14 protein-coding genes and 4 tRNA genes are annotated in these 14,541 nt (G+C 57.4%); 3 read left to right on the top strand and 15 right to left on the bottom strand.

The features are described 5' to 3' along the window. Window positions 1-730: 730 nt before the first annotated feature. The gene (locus C1711_RS02815) at window positions 731-1,072 is read right to left on the bottom strand and encodes a hypothetical protein (protein WP_102337697.1); all 342 of its coding nucleotides are present in this window, start codon (window positions 1,070-1,072) and stop codon (window positions 731-733) included. 794 nt (window positions 1,073-1,866) lie between these two features. Between C1711_RS02815 and C1711_RS02820 the strand changes: the two genes are divergently transcribed. Continuing rightward, entirely contained in the window at window positions 1,867-2,127 is a 261-nt protein-coding gene (locus tag C1711_RS02820) for a helix-turn-helix domain-containing protein (RefSeq protein ID WP_102337698.1), read from the top strand. A 244-nt stretch (window positions 2,128-2,371) separates the two neighbouring features. Here C1711_RS02820 and C1711_RS02825 read toward each other — a convergent pair whose 3' ends face one another. The 6 genes from C1711_RS02825 to C1711_RS02850 all read right to left on the bottom strand — a co-directional run bounded on the left by C1711_RS02825 (window position 2,372) and on the right by C1711_RS02850 (window position 4,428). Next, on the bottom strand, window positions 2,372-2,551 hold the full coding sequence (locus C1711_RS02825; RefSeq protein WP_102337699.1) for a hypothetical protein: 180 nt from the start codon (window positions 2,549-2,551) through the stop codon (window positions 2,372-2,374). 141 nt (window positions 2,552-2,692) lie between these two features. After that, on the bottom strand, window positions 2,693-2,959 hold the full coding sequence (locus C1711_RS02830) for a hypothetical protein (protein WP_102337700.1): 267 nt from the start codon (window positions 2,957-2,959) through the stop codon (window positions 2,693-2,695). Continuing rightward, window positions 2,956-3,222: a toxin glutamine deamidase domain-containing protein gene (locus tag C1711_RS02835; protein ID WP_267892310.1), complete on the bottom strand. Its 267-nt coding sequence runs from the start codon at window positions 3,220-3,222 to the stop codon at window positions 2,956-2,958. Before C1711_RS02835 ends, C1711_RS02830 begins: the two co-directional genes overlap by 4 nt. A gap of 154 nt (window positions 3,223-3,376) precedes the next feature. Then, on the bottom strand, window positions 3,377-3,655 hold the full coding sequence (locus C1711_RS02840; RefSeq protein WP_102337702.1) for a hypothetical protein: 279 nt from the start codon (window positions 3,653-3,655) through the stop codon (window positions 3,377-3,379). 4 nt (window positions 3,656-3,659) lie between these two features. Next, window positions 3,660-3,938, bottom strand: coding sequence for a hypothetical protein (locus C1711_RS07690; RefSeq protein ID WP_234346196.1), 279 nt, complete (start codon window positions 3,936-3,938; stop codon window positions 3,660-3,662). Window positions 3,939-4,353: 415 nt separating this feature from the next. Then, window positions 4,354-4,428 (bottom strand) — tRNA-Val (locus tag C1711_RS02850). Window positions 4,429-4,767: 339 nt separating this feature from the next. Here C1711_RS02850 and C1711_RS02855 point away from each other — a divergent pair. Both C1711_RS02855 and C1711_RS02860 read left to right on the top strand, forming a co-directional pair. After that, window positions 4,768-4,843: transfer RNA gene (locus C1711_RS02855), tRNA-Gly, on the top strand. Between the two features lie 44 nt (window positions 4,844-4,887). Then, window positions 4,888-4,961 (top strand) — tRNA-Cys (locus C1711_RS02860). Between the two features lie 106 nt (window positions 4,962-5,067). Here C1711_RS02860 and C1711_RS02865 read toward each other — a convergent pair. The 8 genes from C1711_RS02865 to C1711_RS02900 form a co-directional block, all read right to left on the bottom strand. Beyond that, entirely contained in the window at window positions 5,068-5,793 is a 726-nt protein-coding gene (locus C1711_RS02865) for an anti-sigma factor antagonist (protein ID WP_102337704.1), read from the bottom strand. Window positions 5,794-5,822: 29 nt separating this feature from the next. After that, the gene (locus C1711_RS02870) at window positions 5,823-8,135 is read right to left on the bottom strand and encodes a SpoIIE family protein phosphatase (RefSeq protein ID WP_102337705.1); all 2,313 of its coding nucleotides are present in this window, start codon (window positions 8,133-8,135) and stop codon (window positions 5,823-5,825) included. A 100-nt stretch (window positions 8,136-8,235) separates the two neighbouring features. Then, window positions 8,236-8,325 (bottom strand) — tRNA-Leu (locus C1711_RS02875). A 140-nt stretch (window positions 8,326-8,465) separates the two neighbouring features. After that, window positions 8,466-10,205, bottom strand: coding sequence for an ABC transporter substrate-binding protein (locus C1711_RS02880; RefSeq protein WP_102337706.1), 1,740 nt, complete (start codon window positions 10,203-10,205; stop codon window positions 8,466-8,468). Between the two features lie 98 nt (window positions 10,206-10,303). Then, window positions 10,304-11,323 carry an ABC transporter ATP-binding protein gene (locus C1711_RS02885; protein ID WP_102337707.1) on the bottom strand — a complete coding sequence of 340 codons (1,020 nt, stop codon included), beginning with the start codon at window positions 11,321-11,323 and terminating at the stop codon, window positions 10,304-10,306. Beyond that, the gene (locus C1711_RS02890; protein ID WP_102337708.1) at window positions 11,324-12,451 is read right to left on the bottom strand and encodes an ABC transporter ATP-binding protein; all 1,128 of its coding nucleotides are present in this window, start codon (window positions 12,449-12,451) and stop codon (window positions 11,324-11,326) included. Between the two features lie 3 nt (window positions 12,452-12,454). Beyond that, the gene (locus C1711_RS02895) at window positions 12,455-13,408 is read right to left on the bottom strand and encodes an ABC transporter permease (RefSeq protein WP_102337709.1); all 954 of its coding nucleotides are present in this window, start codon (window positions 13,406-13,408) and stop codon (window positions 12,455-12,457) included. Between the two features lie 12 nt (window positions 13,409-13,420). Then, the gene (locus tag C1711_RS02900; protein ID WP_102337710.1) at window positions 13,421-14,455 is read right to left on the bottom strand and encodes an ABC transporter permease; all 1,035 of its coding nucleotides are present in this window, start codon (window positions 14,453-14,455) and stop codon (window positions 13,421-13,423) included. Window positions 14,456-14,541 lie beyond the last annotated feature (86 nt).

Below are 14,541 nucleotides of genomic sequence, written 5' to 3' on the forward strand. Positions count from 1 at the left end.
TCGACCCCTGCATCCCTACCTTGACCTCTTGAAGTGCTTGCCGACTCGTCTTAGAGGTCTTTTCTTTCAGTTGGATTACCAGTCAAAACGACACTGCCCCAAAACGACCGAACAAAGGCTGCTTTCAGAGGTTCAGCAGAAGCTCGACCGAGAACACACGGTGAGCAAGGGAAGAGACAAGAGACGACCTTGGGTTTTCGACGAGGCCATCATCGTGCTAAAAGACGGATCGATCGTAAAAAAGAAGAGGGGTTAAACCCCCCCGAATCGGCGGGGAAACCCCTCTAGAAACATATTACCACATCATAAATCGGAAATACGGCCCCGCACGGGGCCCTTTTCATATCGTGCCGCCGCGACCGCAGCGGCCCTTTCCATGTTGGATTACCAGTCAAAACGACACTGCCCCAAAACGATGGAGAGACTGTGGTGGTTGTTGGATCTGAAAACGAAATCGCGACCTTAAAGAAATGAGGCCGTTTCCCGTATAGCAAGTCGGGTCGTGCCTCATCTTTATTTGATTATAGCACCTCGAATGATTGGAACAACATGTCTAGGGACGACTTCGACGTCATCGCGTTCAAGGTGCTCTGTTGGATTACCAGTCAAAACGACACTGCCCCAAAACGGTGTGCTCCGCGTCGGTAGCCGAGTTCGCGTTGGATTACCAGTCAAAACGACACTGCCCCAAAACAGGCGTCGTCCCTGGTTTCAGTGAAACACAGCCAAGCTAAAATGCAGGCAGAATCCCGGTCGCCTCGAACTCATCGCGCATCCACTCGTTGTAGAAGTCGAAGGACACCATGATGTCATCAGGTCCGGTGCCGCTCCACTCCGCCACGACCATGTCGAGAGCGAACCTGTCGGGGATGGAGCCCCAATCCATCTCGGCCCATAGGGACTCGAACTCCTCGATGTCATCTTGTTTCACGAGCCAACCGGAGAGGTTCTCGCAATCGATCTCCTCCGTGATGAGGTCGTGCCCTTCTCCTGAGTACAGGAAGAACACGCGGCCGAGTTCGGATGCTGCCTCTTGGACGATTGAGAAGTAGCACAGAAAGCGGTCGTCCATCGTCGAGTCGATGGTCCTAATCCCCCTGATGCCCGATGGCGTTCCTGTAGCGTTTATTTTCGGCACCGCCCTTCATCACGGTCACGAACTCGCCCCTGCCGTTCACGATCACGACGTCACTGCCCTTTGTTGGATTACCAGTCAAAACGACACTGCCCCAAAACCGGCGGCATACATGCCGCGTCTTACGGCACGTTGGATTACCAGTCAAAACGACACTGCCCCAAAACCCGACTTGATGCAGCCGTACAGGCATGAGAGAACCTTGAACGCGATGACGTCGAAATCGTCCCTAGACACTGCTACCTCCGTGATTGATAAAATTGCCTCATTTACACCTTGTCTTGACTAGAAACAATCAAAACATGATGTGGTATTATGCATCTAGAGAGGTTTCCCCGCCGGCTCGGGGGGGGTTTAACCTCTCGTTTTTTTTACAATCGATCCGTCCTTTTGTACGATGATTGCCTCGTCAAAAACCCAAGGTCGTCCTTTGTCTTTTCCTTTTCTAACTGTGTGTTCTCGGTCGAGCTTCTGCTGGACCCCTGAAAGCAACTTTTGTTCTCTCGTTGGATTACCAGTCAAAACGACACTGCCCCAAAACGCATTAACTCTGCTCCCTGCTCCTGATGCTGTTTTCAAGGTGCCCGCCGTTCCCTTGCGGCTGGTTGCATGATTGCACAACAACCATTAAACGCACAACGGAAGTTAAACGTCTACACAAAACCTACACAACGTTTGTTAAACGTATAACAATTGTTGTATACTGCTTGCAACGAAAGAGAGGTGCGTTTATGCAGGTAAACAACGTTGTTAGGTTCATCATCGAGCGTTCGGGGAAAAGCTTCCGAAAAGTGAGCGAGGAGCTTGGGCGCTCCGCAAATTGGGCAGGCGTCGTCGCCATGCCAAGACGCTCACCAGCCCTCGCAACCGTCGCCGACATAGCGGACGCCTGCGGCGTGGACGTCGTGTTGGTGGACCGTGCCACCGGCGCGGCGATAGCAACCATCGACCCGCCGCGTTGCGCACTTGAGACGCAGGGCACCGAGGACTGACGCATCAGTTAGCCATCCTCACCGCCTGGTGGGGAACCGCGCACGCGCGCGCATAGGCCGCCACACGTTGGCGGCTTTTTTGTGCGCATTCCACCTGTTGGATTACCAGTCAAAACGACACTGCCCCAAAACGTGTTCCGCGTGACGTCAAACGGCGACGAGTTGGATTACCAGTCAAAACGACACTGCCCCAAAACTGCTGTACCATCCGAGAGACATGACATGCGCCCCCTCTATTAATCAGCTAGGCTATGACCTCGGCTATATCATCGATGTGGATGAGGTAGGTCAGCGGAGCGCCGTCATCGAAATCGGAGTGATCGGCGGGCTCGAACTCGTAGTCCTCCCCTTCCTTCCAAACCTCAACGATGTTACCGACGGTACCGTCCTTGAGCTTGATTCTGGAGAACATCTCGACTTCCATGCCATCACCCCTTCCGTTTCGCGACGTGAATCGTAGTCAACCTCATTTTATCCTTGCCGGGATCTTTCATGTTGGATTACCAGTCAAAACGACACTGCCCCAAAACTACCAGAAGCACTTCATCTACCTCAACAAGTTGGATTACCAGTCAAAACGACACTGCCCCAAAACAGCATCGATTTCGCATAGGGTAAACCATGCGTCAGTAAGCGGTGGCACTTCCGTGACCACGCCAGATAAATCAATCGTGTAGGCCGGCAATGAGACATCAAACCCAGTCCTCGCATCACTCTTGAAGCACGCAAAGCCACTCGAGATCGCAAACAACTCGCCAAGTCTCTCGAATTGCGCAAGACCGGCCTGAATACTGTCGTAGGCCTTGATGACCTCATCAGGGACGTTCATCATCTTTTAACCGCCGCCTTTTCAATAAGCCCGGTCACAGGATTGTCATCGACACGCAAGATAAACGTCTCCCTTTTCCTGACGTCGTTGAAATATGATGAGCAGTCATCGGAGCCAGTCTGCGAGTCGATAAATCTAGTCACGCCATCAACCTGCTCGGCCATGAATACGTGCCCGCCGCTGTTCCTGCCCTTCCATCTCACCCTAATTATAGCCCTTGAACCGTCTCCGTATTCTGCCATTGCTTTCTCAACGCTGCCGCGCATCGACGCCGGAGTTGTAGTTGGATTACCAGTCAAAACGACACTGCCCCAAAACACCTTCGAATTCCACGCGCTCCTGTACGTGGTTGGATTACCAGTCAAAACGACACTGCCCCAAAACACAACGGATATGTAACGGACTCAGGGACTCGTTGGATTACCAGTCAAAACGACACTGCCCCAAAACTCCGTCAATCCAAGATGTGACTTCATCGAGCAACGCGAATCCATCGGCGCTCGGTATCTGCGGCTGGATGATTTCGCCCGATTCTTTCATAACGACGACGATAGATGGATTCAAGTCCCTGTCGATCCCATCGAGATACCCGCCGTAGAACGCCCAGAAATCATCTGCGCGTCCGATATCGACAATGCCGTAATGAGGAGGACAATCAAGAATCCCCTTCGCAACAGCCAGCGCGCCTTGGTAATCCATTGAATTATCCCACCGCCTTCTTTATCAGGTCGGTCACGTCCTTGTCATCGACGCGAAGTATCTCGGTCTCCCCACTTGAAATCATCGAGAAGTATGACGAGCAATCGCTCGAGCCAGTCTGAGGGTCAATGAATCGGGTAGATCCGTCAACTTGCTCGGCGATGAATACATGTCCTCCACCGGTTGGATTACCAGTCAAAACGACACTGCCCCAAAACGTCGAGAGTCCACCGGCGTTCCACACGCTGGTTGGATTACCAGTCAAAACGACACTGCGAGTCAAAATACGGCTTAGCCAAAATTGCCCCCGGGCGCCACGTAGGTGGTCATCTGACTTGCTTAGGCTCCTCTCGAGGAGCCTTTTTTGTCTCACTACAACTCTATCGTTTCGTCCGGACACTTTTTGAGTGAGACCCCGGTATTCGGTAAGTGAGTATTTCCGACCGTACATATAGGTTTCTCTTGACAAATAGGAGAAGACTGAATTCCAACTAGATCTGGAAATGAATGAAGCTTGCTATTCAACAAACTCGATATCAATCATCAGCGTACTGGAAAAATCATTTTCATGTCGTAGCCGTGAGCTAATCTAGCTGCCCTTCCGAACATCGCAAACGCACTACAGGTTTATGGGGCAAAACAGCTAGATGCATCTAAACGAAAAAAGGTCACGGTACATACCGTGACCTCATAATTCGTGGTGGGCGATACAAGATTTGAACTTGTGACCCCTTCCGTGTCAGGGAAGTGCTCTCCCCCTGAGCTAATCGCCCGTCTCAGGTGCGCGCATCAGCGCGGGGTTAACTATACCAAGCTCCGCTCATTGTCGCAAGGATTTTTTCAAACTATTTTGCAATCGCGCGTTTCACGCACACTGGAAGCAAACAAATACTGGGCAGCTTCGATACATGTGGAAGCAATACCGACACATATCCAAACAGACATGCGAACGGCGCATTATGTATCCGGCAAACACTAAATTACACCCCACGGACATAATCAAATCAAATCTGCATTTTATGCCCTGTACCTGCAGCTTCGTCAGTATCGCAATTTTTTTAAAAAAAGTGCTTGCACAGTCCGAAACATTTGCGTATAGTATCTTCCTGCAAGCGGACATGGCTCAGTTGGTAGAGCACAACCTTGCCAAGGTTGGGGTCGCGGGTTCGAGCCCCGTTGTCCGCTCCATTGCATGTGAGGGGCCGGTTGAAAGATCGGCCTTTTTCATATATGGCGGCTTGGCCAAGTGGTAAGGCAGAGGCCTGCAAAGCCTTTACCCCCGGTTCGAATCCGGGAGCCGCCTCCATTGTCTTGTTAAGGTGTCCAATCGGGCACCTTTTCTTTTACGCGCACATCTCATGGATTCGAACCGTGCTGACGGTGCGAGCGAAGAGCAAGCCGCTCCACCAAGCCTACAGCAGCTTAATCAACCGCACCTGCGTGCCCTGGGCATCGGAACGGCGACGCACGTCAACGTTGTCGACAAGCATACGCATCAGGCGAATACCGCGTCCGCGCTCGCGGCTTTCAACCGGCTCTTCATCCGCCGCGATCTCATAGCCGCTACCGCAGTCATTGACCTCGATCACCACGCGATCGGGAAACGCCTCGACCGTCATCACACACCCGCAGGCATCGCACGCATGATCATACGCGTTGGACAGCGCCTCCCCCACCGCCAGGGCGACGTCGAAGCAATCGTCGCGGCTCAGGGGCAACGTGCCAAGCAGCTCGACCACACGATGGCGGTAATACCCCAAATTCTCGACGCCCGAACGAATCGCAAAGCTCTTGCTCCACAGCGGCGGAACATCGGGCGAAAGCACCGGCACTGGCGGCTTGTCTATGGCTGAAACGTGCAGTACGTCGATCAAGCGCGCTATTTGCAAAAACCGTATGACCTCGGACGAAGCGCCCACCAACGACAGCATTCCGCCACGCTCCAGCAGTGTGCGAGCACGCGTGAGCAAAAACGCCAAACCCGTTGAGTCGATAAACGTAACGTTTTGGCAGTTCACGATAATGCGGCGAACGCCGCTCTCGATAAGCGCATCCACCTGCGTGCGGAGCGCAGGCACCGTGGACAGATCAATGTCGCGCGTAGGGGCAATAACCGATATGTCGTTCCACTCATTCATGCCGCTATCGTTCCCGCACGCATGCGCTTCTATTCAGTCAACCCGTCAAAACGCAAGGCAGCAAGCGCGATATCGTCATCGAGCGCAGAACCCGTAAAGGTGTCGAGCGCGTCGAGCACCTGCGCGCACATGCCGTCGATGCCATCCGCCGCAGCGCTCAGTAACACGCTGCTCAGCCGCTCCTCGCCAAAGAAGGCGCCCGACGCATCGCGCGCCTCAATCGCACCGTCGGTATACATGAACAGGATGTCACCGGGCTTAAAGGTGAAGGTACCGTTTTCGTACGCCATGGACGAGAACGCGCCGATCACACCCGATTGCGTGCTCAGCTGCTCTGCTTCCACCGCGCCGTCTGCATCGGTGTGCAGCAGCATCGCGGGCGGATGGCCCGCCGAGCAATATGTCGCACGTCCATGTCGCAAATCGAGCTTGGCGATGAACACCGTCACGAACGTCTCAACGCGCGAGAAACTCATGAGCATGCGGTTGAGCGAGCGCGCCATACGCGCTGGGCTCGCTCCCTCCCAGGTATAGGCGGTCAGCGCCGTCTTGACGAGCGAGGACATCGAAGCCGCCTCAACGCCCTTGCCCGACACGTCGCCCAGGATCATAACAGCACGGTCATCGGGTAGGCGTATGAGTGTGTAGAAGTCGCCACCCACAAGCGCCTGCTGCGTTGCGGAAGAGTAAAGCGAGTCCGCCGTGATGCCCGGCACGCTGCCCAAAGCGTTGCGCATGCCCACCTGAAGCGTTTGCGCAATGCGACGCTCATGCTCCTGCTGGCGCGCATCGCCCATGACGAGCTCGAAGTCGTGGGCAAGATGCGTAAGGTAGTCAAACTCAAGGTCGTCGATGGGCTCTTGAGAGCCGTCACGCAACAACAGGAACCGACGCGGCGGTAAAACGGCGGCAAACGGTCCCACATCCTCAACGAACTCGTTTTCGCTCATCTCGGGCCCAAGATCGATGTAGACGCCTTGACACGGCAAACCGTGGCTTGCAAACCATCTGCCGATCCGCGTCGTGCGGTCGACGCGCGCCAACCGCGCTTGTTTGGGTTCCTCAGCCACGGCAAGGGGACCGTTCGCCGTCTCCATGAAATCGGACTTCGCAAAGGCTCCCACACGGGCGGCAGGCGCGGTCTCAGAGAAAAACGCCTCGTCAGCGCTCTTGGGCAAAACGACCGAGCTGCCTCCTTCGTAATCGATCACGTAAACCGAACGCTCGGGATCGAACAGCACCGGCAACAGTCGGCAAGAGAGTTGCTGGCGCACTTCCTCGGTGATTTCCCGCCAAGCCGATACACGGTCGTCGCTCAACGCGAACAGCATGTCGCGCGCGCGATTGAGCGAGCGGGTAAGCTCGGACGTGCGTTCGGCCCGCAACGATGTGGCAACACCCACCAGCTCGATGGAAAGATAGTCGCACACCACCTCGAGCACGCTGACGTCGTAAACGCGCGGCGTGCACGGGCGCGACCAGCCGAGCTCGATGATGCCGAGCACCTGCGTTCCGAAATACACCGGAACGGCGATGACGGTCTTGAAGGGCGGCATGTATTGGAACGGTAGGCTGCGCTTGAGATGTGCGTCGATGTCGTACAGCTCACCCGTAGAGGAGCTGCCTCCCGTCAATCCGCCGGAAGTGATGGATAGGCGGCACGCACGCTGCTCGCGCAACACGTAGGTGGGGACACCCGCACCGTACGGGATGAAATCGGGGACGTATACCCCCTGCATGCCGCGACTCACGCCACGCAACTTGAAACCGCCGCTCTCCGCGAAGTACGCGGTGGCACCCGAGGCGTCGAGCGTCTCGGTCATGCGATTGAGCACCGCGTCTACAAGCGATGCAAGGTCGTTTGAGCCCACCGTGGACATAATTATGGATAGAGTGCCCGAAAGGCGCTTGTTCGCCGCCTGAAGCTCTGAGAGAAGGCGCTGCATCTTACGGTCGTTCGCAAAGCGCTCCTCAAGGCTCCGGATTGCGACGACATATCGATGCGCGTGATCGTTTTCGGGGTTCTGCGGCGGCTCGAGCTCGATGGCGCGAACGCCCACGGGGATGAAGGAGCCATCGGTGAGTTTGAGCATGAGCGTGTTGTCCGTACCGTCCGACGCAAACGGCATCCGATGATCCTGGGCGCGCTCAAACATGGCGCTGTACAGCAAATCCTTGACATCCACGCCCACCACGCGCTCACGCGAGGACTTCACCAAATCGAGAAGCTTGGCATTCACATGCTGGACCGTGCCGTCCATATCGCATACCACGATCGCATCGCTCACCAGCTCCGTCAAACGGACCGCGTCGCCAAGTTCATCATTGTGAATGAAATCCATGGGCGCCCCTCCGCGAAAACTCGCATACACGGCGCGCATCGCACGACCGCGTGCGATAGATAGTAAAAGAGCCACTCATGGTGGCCCTCGTTAATTGCTATGGTGTCGGAGGCGGGACTTGAACCCGCATGACCGCAAAATGGTCACTAGCACCTCAAGCTAGCGCGTCTGCCAATTCCGCCACTCCGACGTTCGCAACAGAGAAGATAGTAACCCGAACCGCCCCTGTTGTGCAAGCATTTTTTCAAAAAGTTCTCGAGAAACAACATTCTCCGAGGTCAAGAGCCTGATTGTACATGCAAAACACCCGGTGGCGTCCGCTTCAATCCACTACTTCTGCGCATGCGCAAGGTCGGGCAAGGCGTTTGCATCAACCGCAAGACGCCCGATGCGCTCGGATGCAACTTTGGTGTGGACGGGATGCACCAGGGGGATAACCGCCATGCGCTCGGACGCCAGCTGCAGCGCCTGCGCGCATAGGTCGTGCCGTGCAGAGGCATCGGTCGTCGCACGGGCCTGATCGAACAGACTCGTTACGGCAGGCTGACCTTCCTCGTTGAGCGAACTCGCTGCGATAGACTGGCCTTCCTCGACGTCATTTATCTCAGGCAGCGAATCGCGCTCCCCTTCCAAAAGCGGCTCTACAAATGCCAAGGGCGTGGGACGCGTGGGCACCCACGTTGCGAGAGCACATTCAAAATCGCCCTCATCGTAGCGCTGCACAAGCTCCCCCGCTTGGAGCGCCTGAAGTTTAAGGGTGATTCCCACAATGGCAAGGTCCTCTTTAATCTGCTCGGCGACGTACTCTTGGACGCCGCCTTTGCGATACAGCAACGTCAGGCTCATATCACGCTTTTCGTCTGGTTCCGCCGGATACGCTTGCTCAAACAACTCCGCAGCGTAATCGGGATCGTAGGAACACGCGGACCAAGCGGGGATCTCGCCCCTGGCAACGCACGGGGGCACCGGGCTCGTAGCGGGAGCGGCACTCCCCTTGAGCGTTTTGTCGGCAAGAGCCTCACGGTCGATGGCATATGACAGCGCCGTGCGCAGCGCCGCATTATCAAGCGGAGCTACCTGGGTGTTGCACATCAGGTACACCAACGTCGGCTCATCGCAGCGCGCCACGCCCGCTCCCAGCGTCATGGTGCAGCCATCTTCAGCCGCCCCAAAGGTGTCGAGCACGTTTTTATACTGGTCAACGGGAACATCGCACACGTCCACATTGCCCGCTTCAAATTGCCTATACGCGACCTGAGTGTCATCCTCCATGGTGAGCAAAGCACCTTCGACGGAGGCTTTTCCGAACGCATAGTCGGCATATGCCGTCAAGCGGACTTCCTCCTTGCCGTCCCATGCACGCTTCATTTTGAACGGACCGTTACCGATGGGATTATTCGCGAAGGTCTCGGGGTCATCCTCCGCCTCTTTCGGCACGGGGGAAAGCGCCGGATGAGCCACCGTATACACCCACTCCGCATCGGGCTCGGTGAGCTCCACGACGAGCGTTTGATCGTCGGGACAGCGAACACCCACAAGCTCTGAAGCTCTGCCGCGATGGAGCGCCTCATAGCCATCCACCAACTCAAGCAGATGCGTCAGAGGATTATGCAGGGCGTACGCCCCGTCTTCGCCCACCGCGTCATCGGATGAGCCCTCAACCTCTGCGCCAGGTTGGGGACGCACCAAACGCTCCCACGCACGCTTAAACGATACGGAGGTAACGGGGTCGCCGTTATGGAACGTGACGCCCTCTGCAAGGGAAAACGTGACCGAACGCGCGTCCTCGGCAACCTGATACGAAGTGGCGACGCAAGGCGTAAGTTCGCCGGATGCAAAGTCGAATCGCAGCAAGGGATCAAAGAGCTGCGAAACCACAACCCGGCCCGCTTCATTGTCGATGAGCATCGGGTCGATGGCCCCGGCCTTACCGATGCGATAGCGCACCCACGAAACCGGAACGGCATTCGCCCCTTTGTGGGCCTCCGTTGGCTGCGTCATGCAACCCGAAAGCCCGGCAAGCGTACCCGCAGCCGCAAAACCGCTCAAGAATGTCCGTCGGTCGATCATGAGGCCCTCCCATCGCGGACCGAGTATTCCACCTGTCCACTCTAAATGAAAACGGGCCCGAAAGCCCGTTTTCACATGCAATTCTCTATTGCAACCTCTTAGAGGTCAATGTGCGTCTCCTTGATGGGGAACGGCTGCGCAAAGTGACAGGCGCAGAAGTGGCCGTTCTCGACCTCACGGAACTCCGGGGTCTCCTCGGAGCAACGAGTCTGAGCGATCGGGCAGCGCGTATGGAAACGGCAGCCAGTCGGCGGATCGATCGGCGAGGGCGGATCGCCCGCGAGGATGATGCGCTTGCGGCTCTTCTGCACGTCCGGATCGGGAATCGGCACAGCGGAGAGCAGCGACTGCGTGTACGGGTGGTTCGGCTGAGCGTAGAGGCGCTTCCAATCGGAGAGCTCCACCATCTTGCCGAGGTACATAACGGCCACGCGATCGGAGATGTGCTGCACGACGGAGAGGTCGTGCGCGATGAACAGGTACGCGGTGCCGTACTGCTTCTGCAGGTCCTTCAACAGGTTCAGGACCTGGGCCTGAATGGACACGTCAAGAGCGGAAACAGGCTCGTCGCAGATAATGAGCTTCGGGCGCAGGATGAACGAACGGGCAATGCCCACGCGCTGGCGCTGGCCGCCGGAAAACTCGTGCGGATAACGGTTGATGTGCTCCGGATTGAGGCCGACGACATCAAGCAGCTCGCGAACGCGCTCGATGCGCTCCTCGGGAGTACCGATGCCGTGGATGACCATGGGCTCGGAGATAATCTCGCCGATGGTCATACGCGGATTCAGTGACGCATACGGATCCTGGAAGATGAACTGCATCTCACGACGCATGTCCTTGAGCTCTTTTTTGCTCATCTTGGAAACGTCGCGACCCTCGAAGTAGACCTTGCCGGAGGTCGGCGGGTCGAGGTGCATGATGGCACGGCCCGTGGTGGACTTGCCGCAGCCGGACTCGCCTACCAGACCAAAGGTCTCACCTGCGTGAATCTCAAACGAGATGTCGTTAACGGCGGAGACGACCTTCTTGGAGAACTTGCCTGCCAAGAAGCCGGAACCCGTCGGGAATTCCTTGTAAAGGTGCTCGACCTTGAGCAACGGGGTATTCTCGGCCATTTACGCATCGCCTCCCTTCGTAGCTTCCACATCGTCGGGAATGGCAGCGGGAATGGTCGCGCGCGAACGAGAGGTATCGGGCGCGAACTTCTTAACAAAAGCATCGTCGTCAGCGTAATGGCACTCGGAATAATGGCCATCCGACATGACGTACTTCTTCGGACGCTCCTTGTGGCACAGCTCCGTTGCATACGGGCAACGGGGTGCGAAGGCACAGCCAGCGGGAAGGTTCACGAGCGACGGCGGGTTGCCATGGATGGGCGTGAGCGGCTTCTTCTCATCGGTCGCCTGCTCCGGAATGGAGCGGATGAGGCCCCAGGTGTAGGGGTGGCGGCTCTCGTAGAAGATCTCGTCGGCGGTACCGAACTCGACCGGGTGACCGGCGTACATGACCATGATCTTGTCGGCCATGTCTGCCACAACACCCAGGTCGTGGGTAATCATGATGATGGCGTTTCCGTTCTTCTCCTGCATTTCCTGCATGAGCTCGATGATCTGCGCCTGAATGGTCACGTCGAGAGCCGTGGTGGGCTCGTCGGCGATCAGGATGTCAGGGTCGCAGGCGAGAGCCATGGCGATCATGACACGCTGGCGCATACCGCCGGAGAACTGATGCGGATACTCATTCACGCGCTTCTCGGGCTCGGGGATGCCCACGAGGTCGAGCAGCTCGGTGGCGCGCTTAAGCGCCTCCTCCTTGGAGTAGCCGCGATGCAAGCGCAGGCCCTCGCCCACCTGACGGCCGATCTTATAGACCGGGTTCAGGGAGGTCATGGGGTCCTGGAAGATCATGGCGATATCGTTGCCGCGGACGTGCTGCATATCCTCTTCGGACATGTTGAGCAGGTCATGGCCACGGTACGTGACAGAGCCGCCCTCGATCTTTCCCGGAGGCATGGAGATGAGGCCCATGATGGTCATGGCGGTCACGGACTTGCCGGAGCCGGACTCACCCACGACGCCCAGGGTCTCACCGCGGTCGAGCGTGTAGGACACGCCGTCGACCGCGTGGACCACGCCGTCCTCGGTATGGAAGTACATCTTCAGGTCGTCGACCTCGAGCAGGTGGTGTCCCTCGGGAACCGGCTGTGTCTTGATGTCGACGTAGGAATCGTTCTTCTTAGCCATGGTTTACGCGTCCTTCATCTTCACGTCGAGCGCATCGCGCAGGCCGTCACCCAGCAGGGTGAAGGCAAGAACGGTGGTCAGGATGGCAAGGCCGGGCATGATCATGAGCCACGGCTCGGTCTGCAGGAACTTCTGGCCCTCCTGGATGAGGGTGCCCCACGAGGGATCGGGCGGGATGACGCCCAAGCCCAAGAACGACAGGGCGGACTCGGTCAGGATGGCGCCGCCGATGTTCATGGTGGCGTACACCACGATGGAGGCGACGGAGTTCGGGAAGATGTGGCGGGCGATGATGCGCACGTCGGAGGCACCCATGGAGCGCGCCGCGTCCACGTAGTCGCTCTCCTTGACGGAGAGAATGGCGGAACGGAAGACGCGGGCGATCGAAGGCCAGCCCAAGATGCCGATGGCGATAAACACGTTCTGGATGCCGTTGCCGATGACCGCGATCATGGCAATGACGAACAGGGTGTACGGGAACGCCAGGAAGATATCGGCCAGGCGCATGATGATCGTATCCCAAAGGCCACCGTAGTACGCGGCGATGGCGCCGAGCACCAGGCCGATGATGGTGGAGATGCCCGTGGCGACGATGCCGACGGTCAGAGAGATGCGGGCGCCGTAGATAACACGGGAAAGCACGTCACGGCCGAGGGTGTCGGTACCAAAGGGGTGCTGAAGCGATGGCGCGAGGCGCGAGTTCATCACCATGGTCGCCGTATCGGAGGCGTTCGGCGCGCCGAGGACCTGCGGGACCCACAAATCGGCGGTGGCGGCAACGACAACGACGAAGAGAATCCAGATGATGGCGAAAATCGCAAGGCGATTCTTCTTCAGGCGCTTGAAGGCGTCGCCCCACAGGGTGCGGGACGGATTACTGTCCTCGGCATTCACCGGAGCTTCGGCTGCCGCAGCGCACTCGTCGGCACGCGTATCGAGATCCAGAGGATACTGCATGATTCTCCTCCCCTACTTCTCGCTCTTGTTGCCAAGGCGGATACGCGGATCAAGGAACGCGTAGCTCACATCGACAATCAGGTTGATGATCATAACCACGACCACGATGACCGTGACGGAACCCATGACGATGGGCCAGTCGCGGCGCGTGATGGCCGTGTAAGTCTGCTGGCCGATACCGGGCCAGTTGAACACCGTCTCGGTGAGGATGGCGCCGGCGAGCATGGCGCCGAAGTCCATGCCAACGTAGGTGACGACCGGGATGAGGGCGTTCTTGAGCGCGTGCTTGAAGATGATGTCGCGCTTGGAGAGGCCCTTTGCCTTGGCGGTACGGATATAGTCCTGGTTCATAACCTCGATGAGCTGCGAGCGCATGATTCGAGCGGTGTACGCCGTGGAGATCGCAGCGAGGGTGACGGCGGGCAGGATGTAGTACATCCAGCCAGCGAACTGCGGGCGCGGGCCGGGGACGCCGGAAATCGGCAGGGCAAGTGCGCCGCCAGAGAGGTCCTTGAGCCAGATGCCGAAGAACAGCTGGAGCAGCAGGCCCAGCCAGAAGGCGGGCATGGCCACGAGCGCGGATGTGACGAGCGTCACGAGCACATCCCAGAACGAGTAGCGCTTGATGGCCGAGATGATGCCCGCACCGATACCCACGATCGCCTCGATGACGATGGCGACGAGGGCAATCTGCACCGTATACGGATACGCCTCGAGAATCATTTCGGTTACCTCGCGGCCCTTCTGATACGAAGTGCCGAGATCACCCTGGAGCAGGCCGCCCAGGTAATCGAAGTAACGCTCCACCATCGGCGTTTCGATGGTGTCGCCGTTCTCGTCATAGATGATGTTGCCGTCCGCGTCGGTCTTGATGAGACCGTGAGCGGCGCGGATGTTCATCTCGGTAACAGGATCGAGTTTCCTCTCGCCGGCGATCAGTTTGATCGGGTCGCCCGGAACGACATTCTGTAGGATGAACAGAATGAGCGTGACGCCGAGGAAGACCGGGATGAACTGTAGGACTCGCTTGAGGATGTACCTGAGCACAGCGATACCCTCCCTAGTCAGATGGACACTACACTTAGCTACAGTACGCCGCAGCATAAATAACCATTATACGATATGCGACGGAC

This window comes from Collinsella provencensis (assembly GCF_900199705.1).
Taxonomy (GTDB): Bacteria; Actinomycetota; Coriobacteriia; order Coriobacteriales; family Coriobacteriaceae; genus Collinsella; species Collinsella provencensis.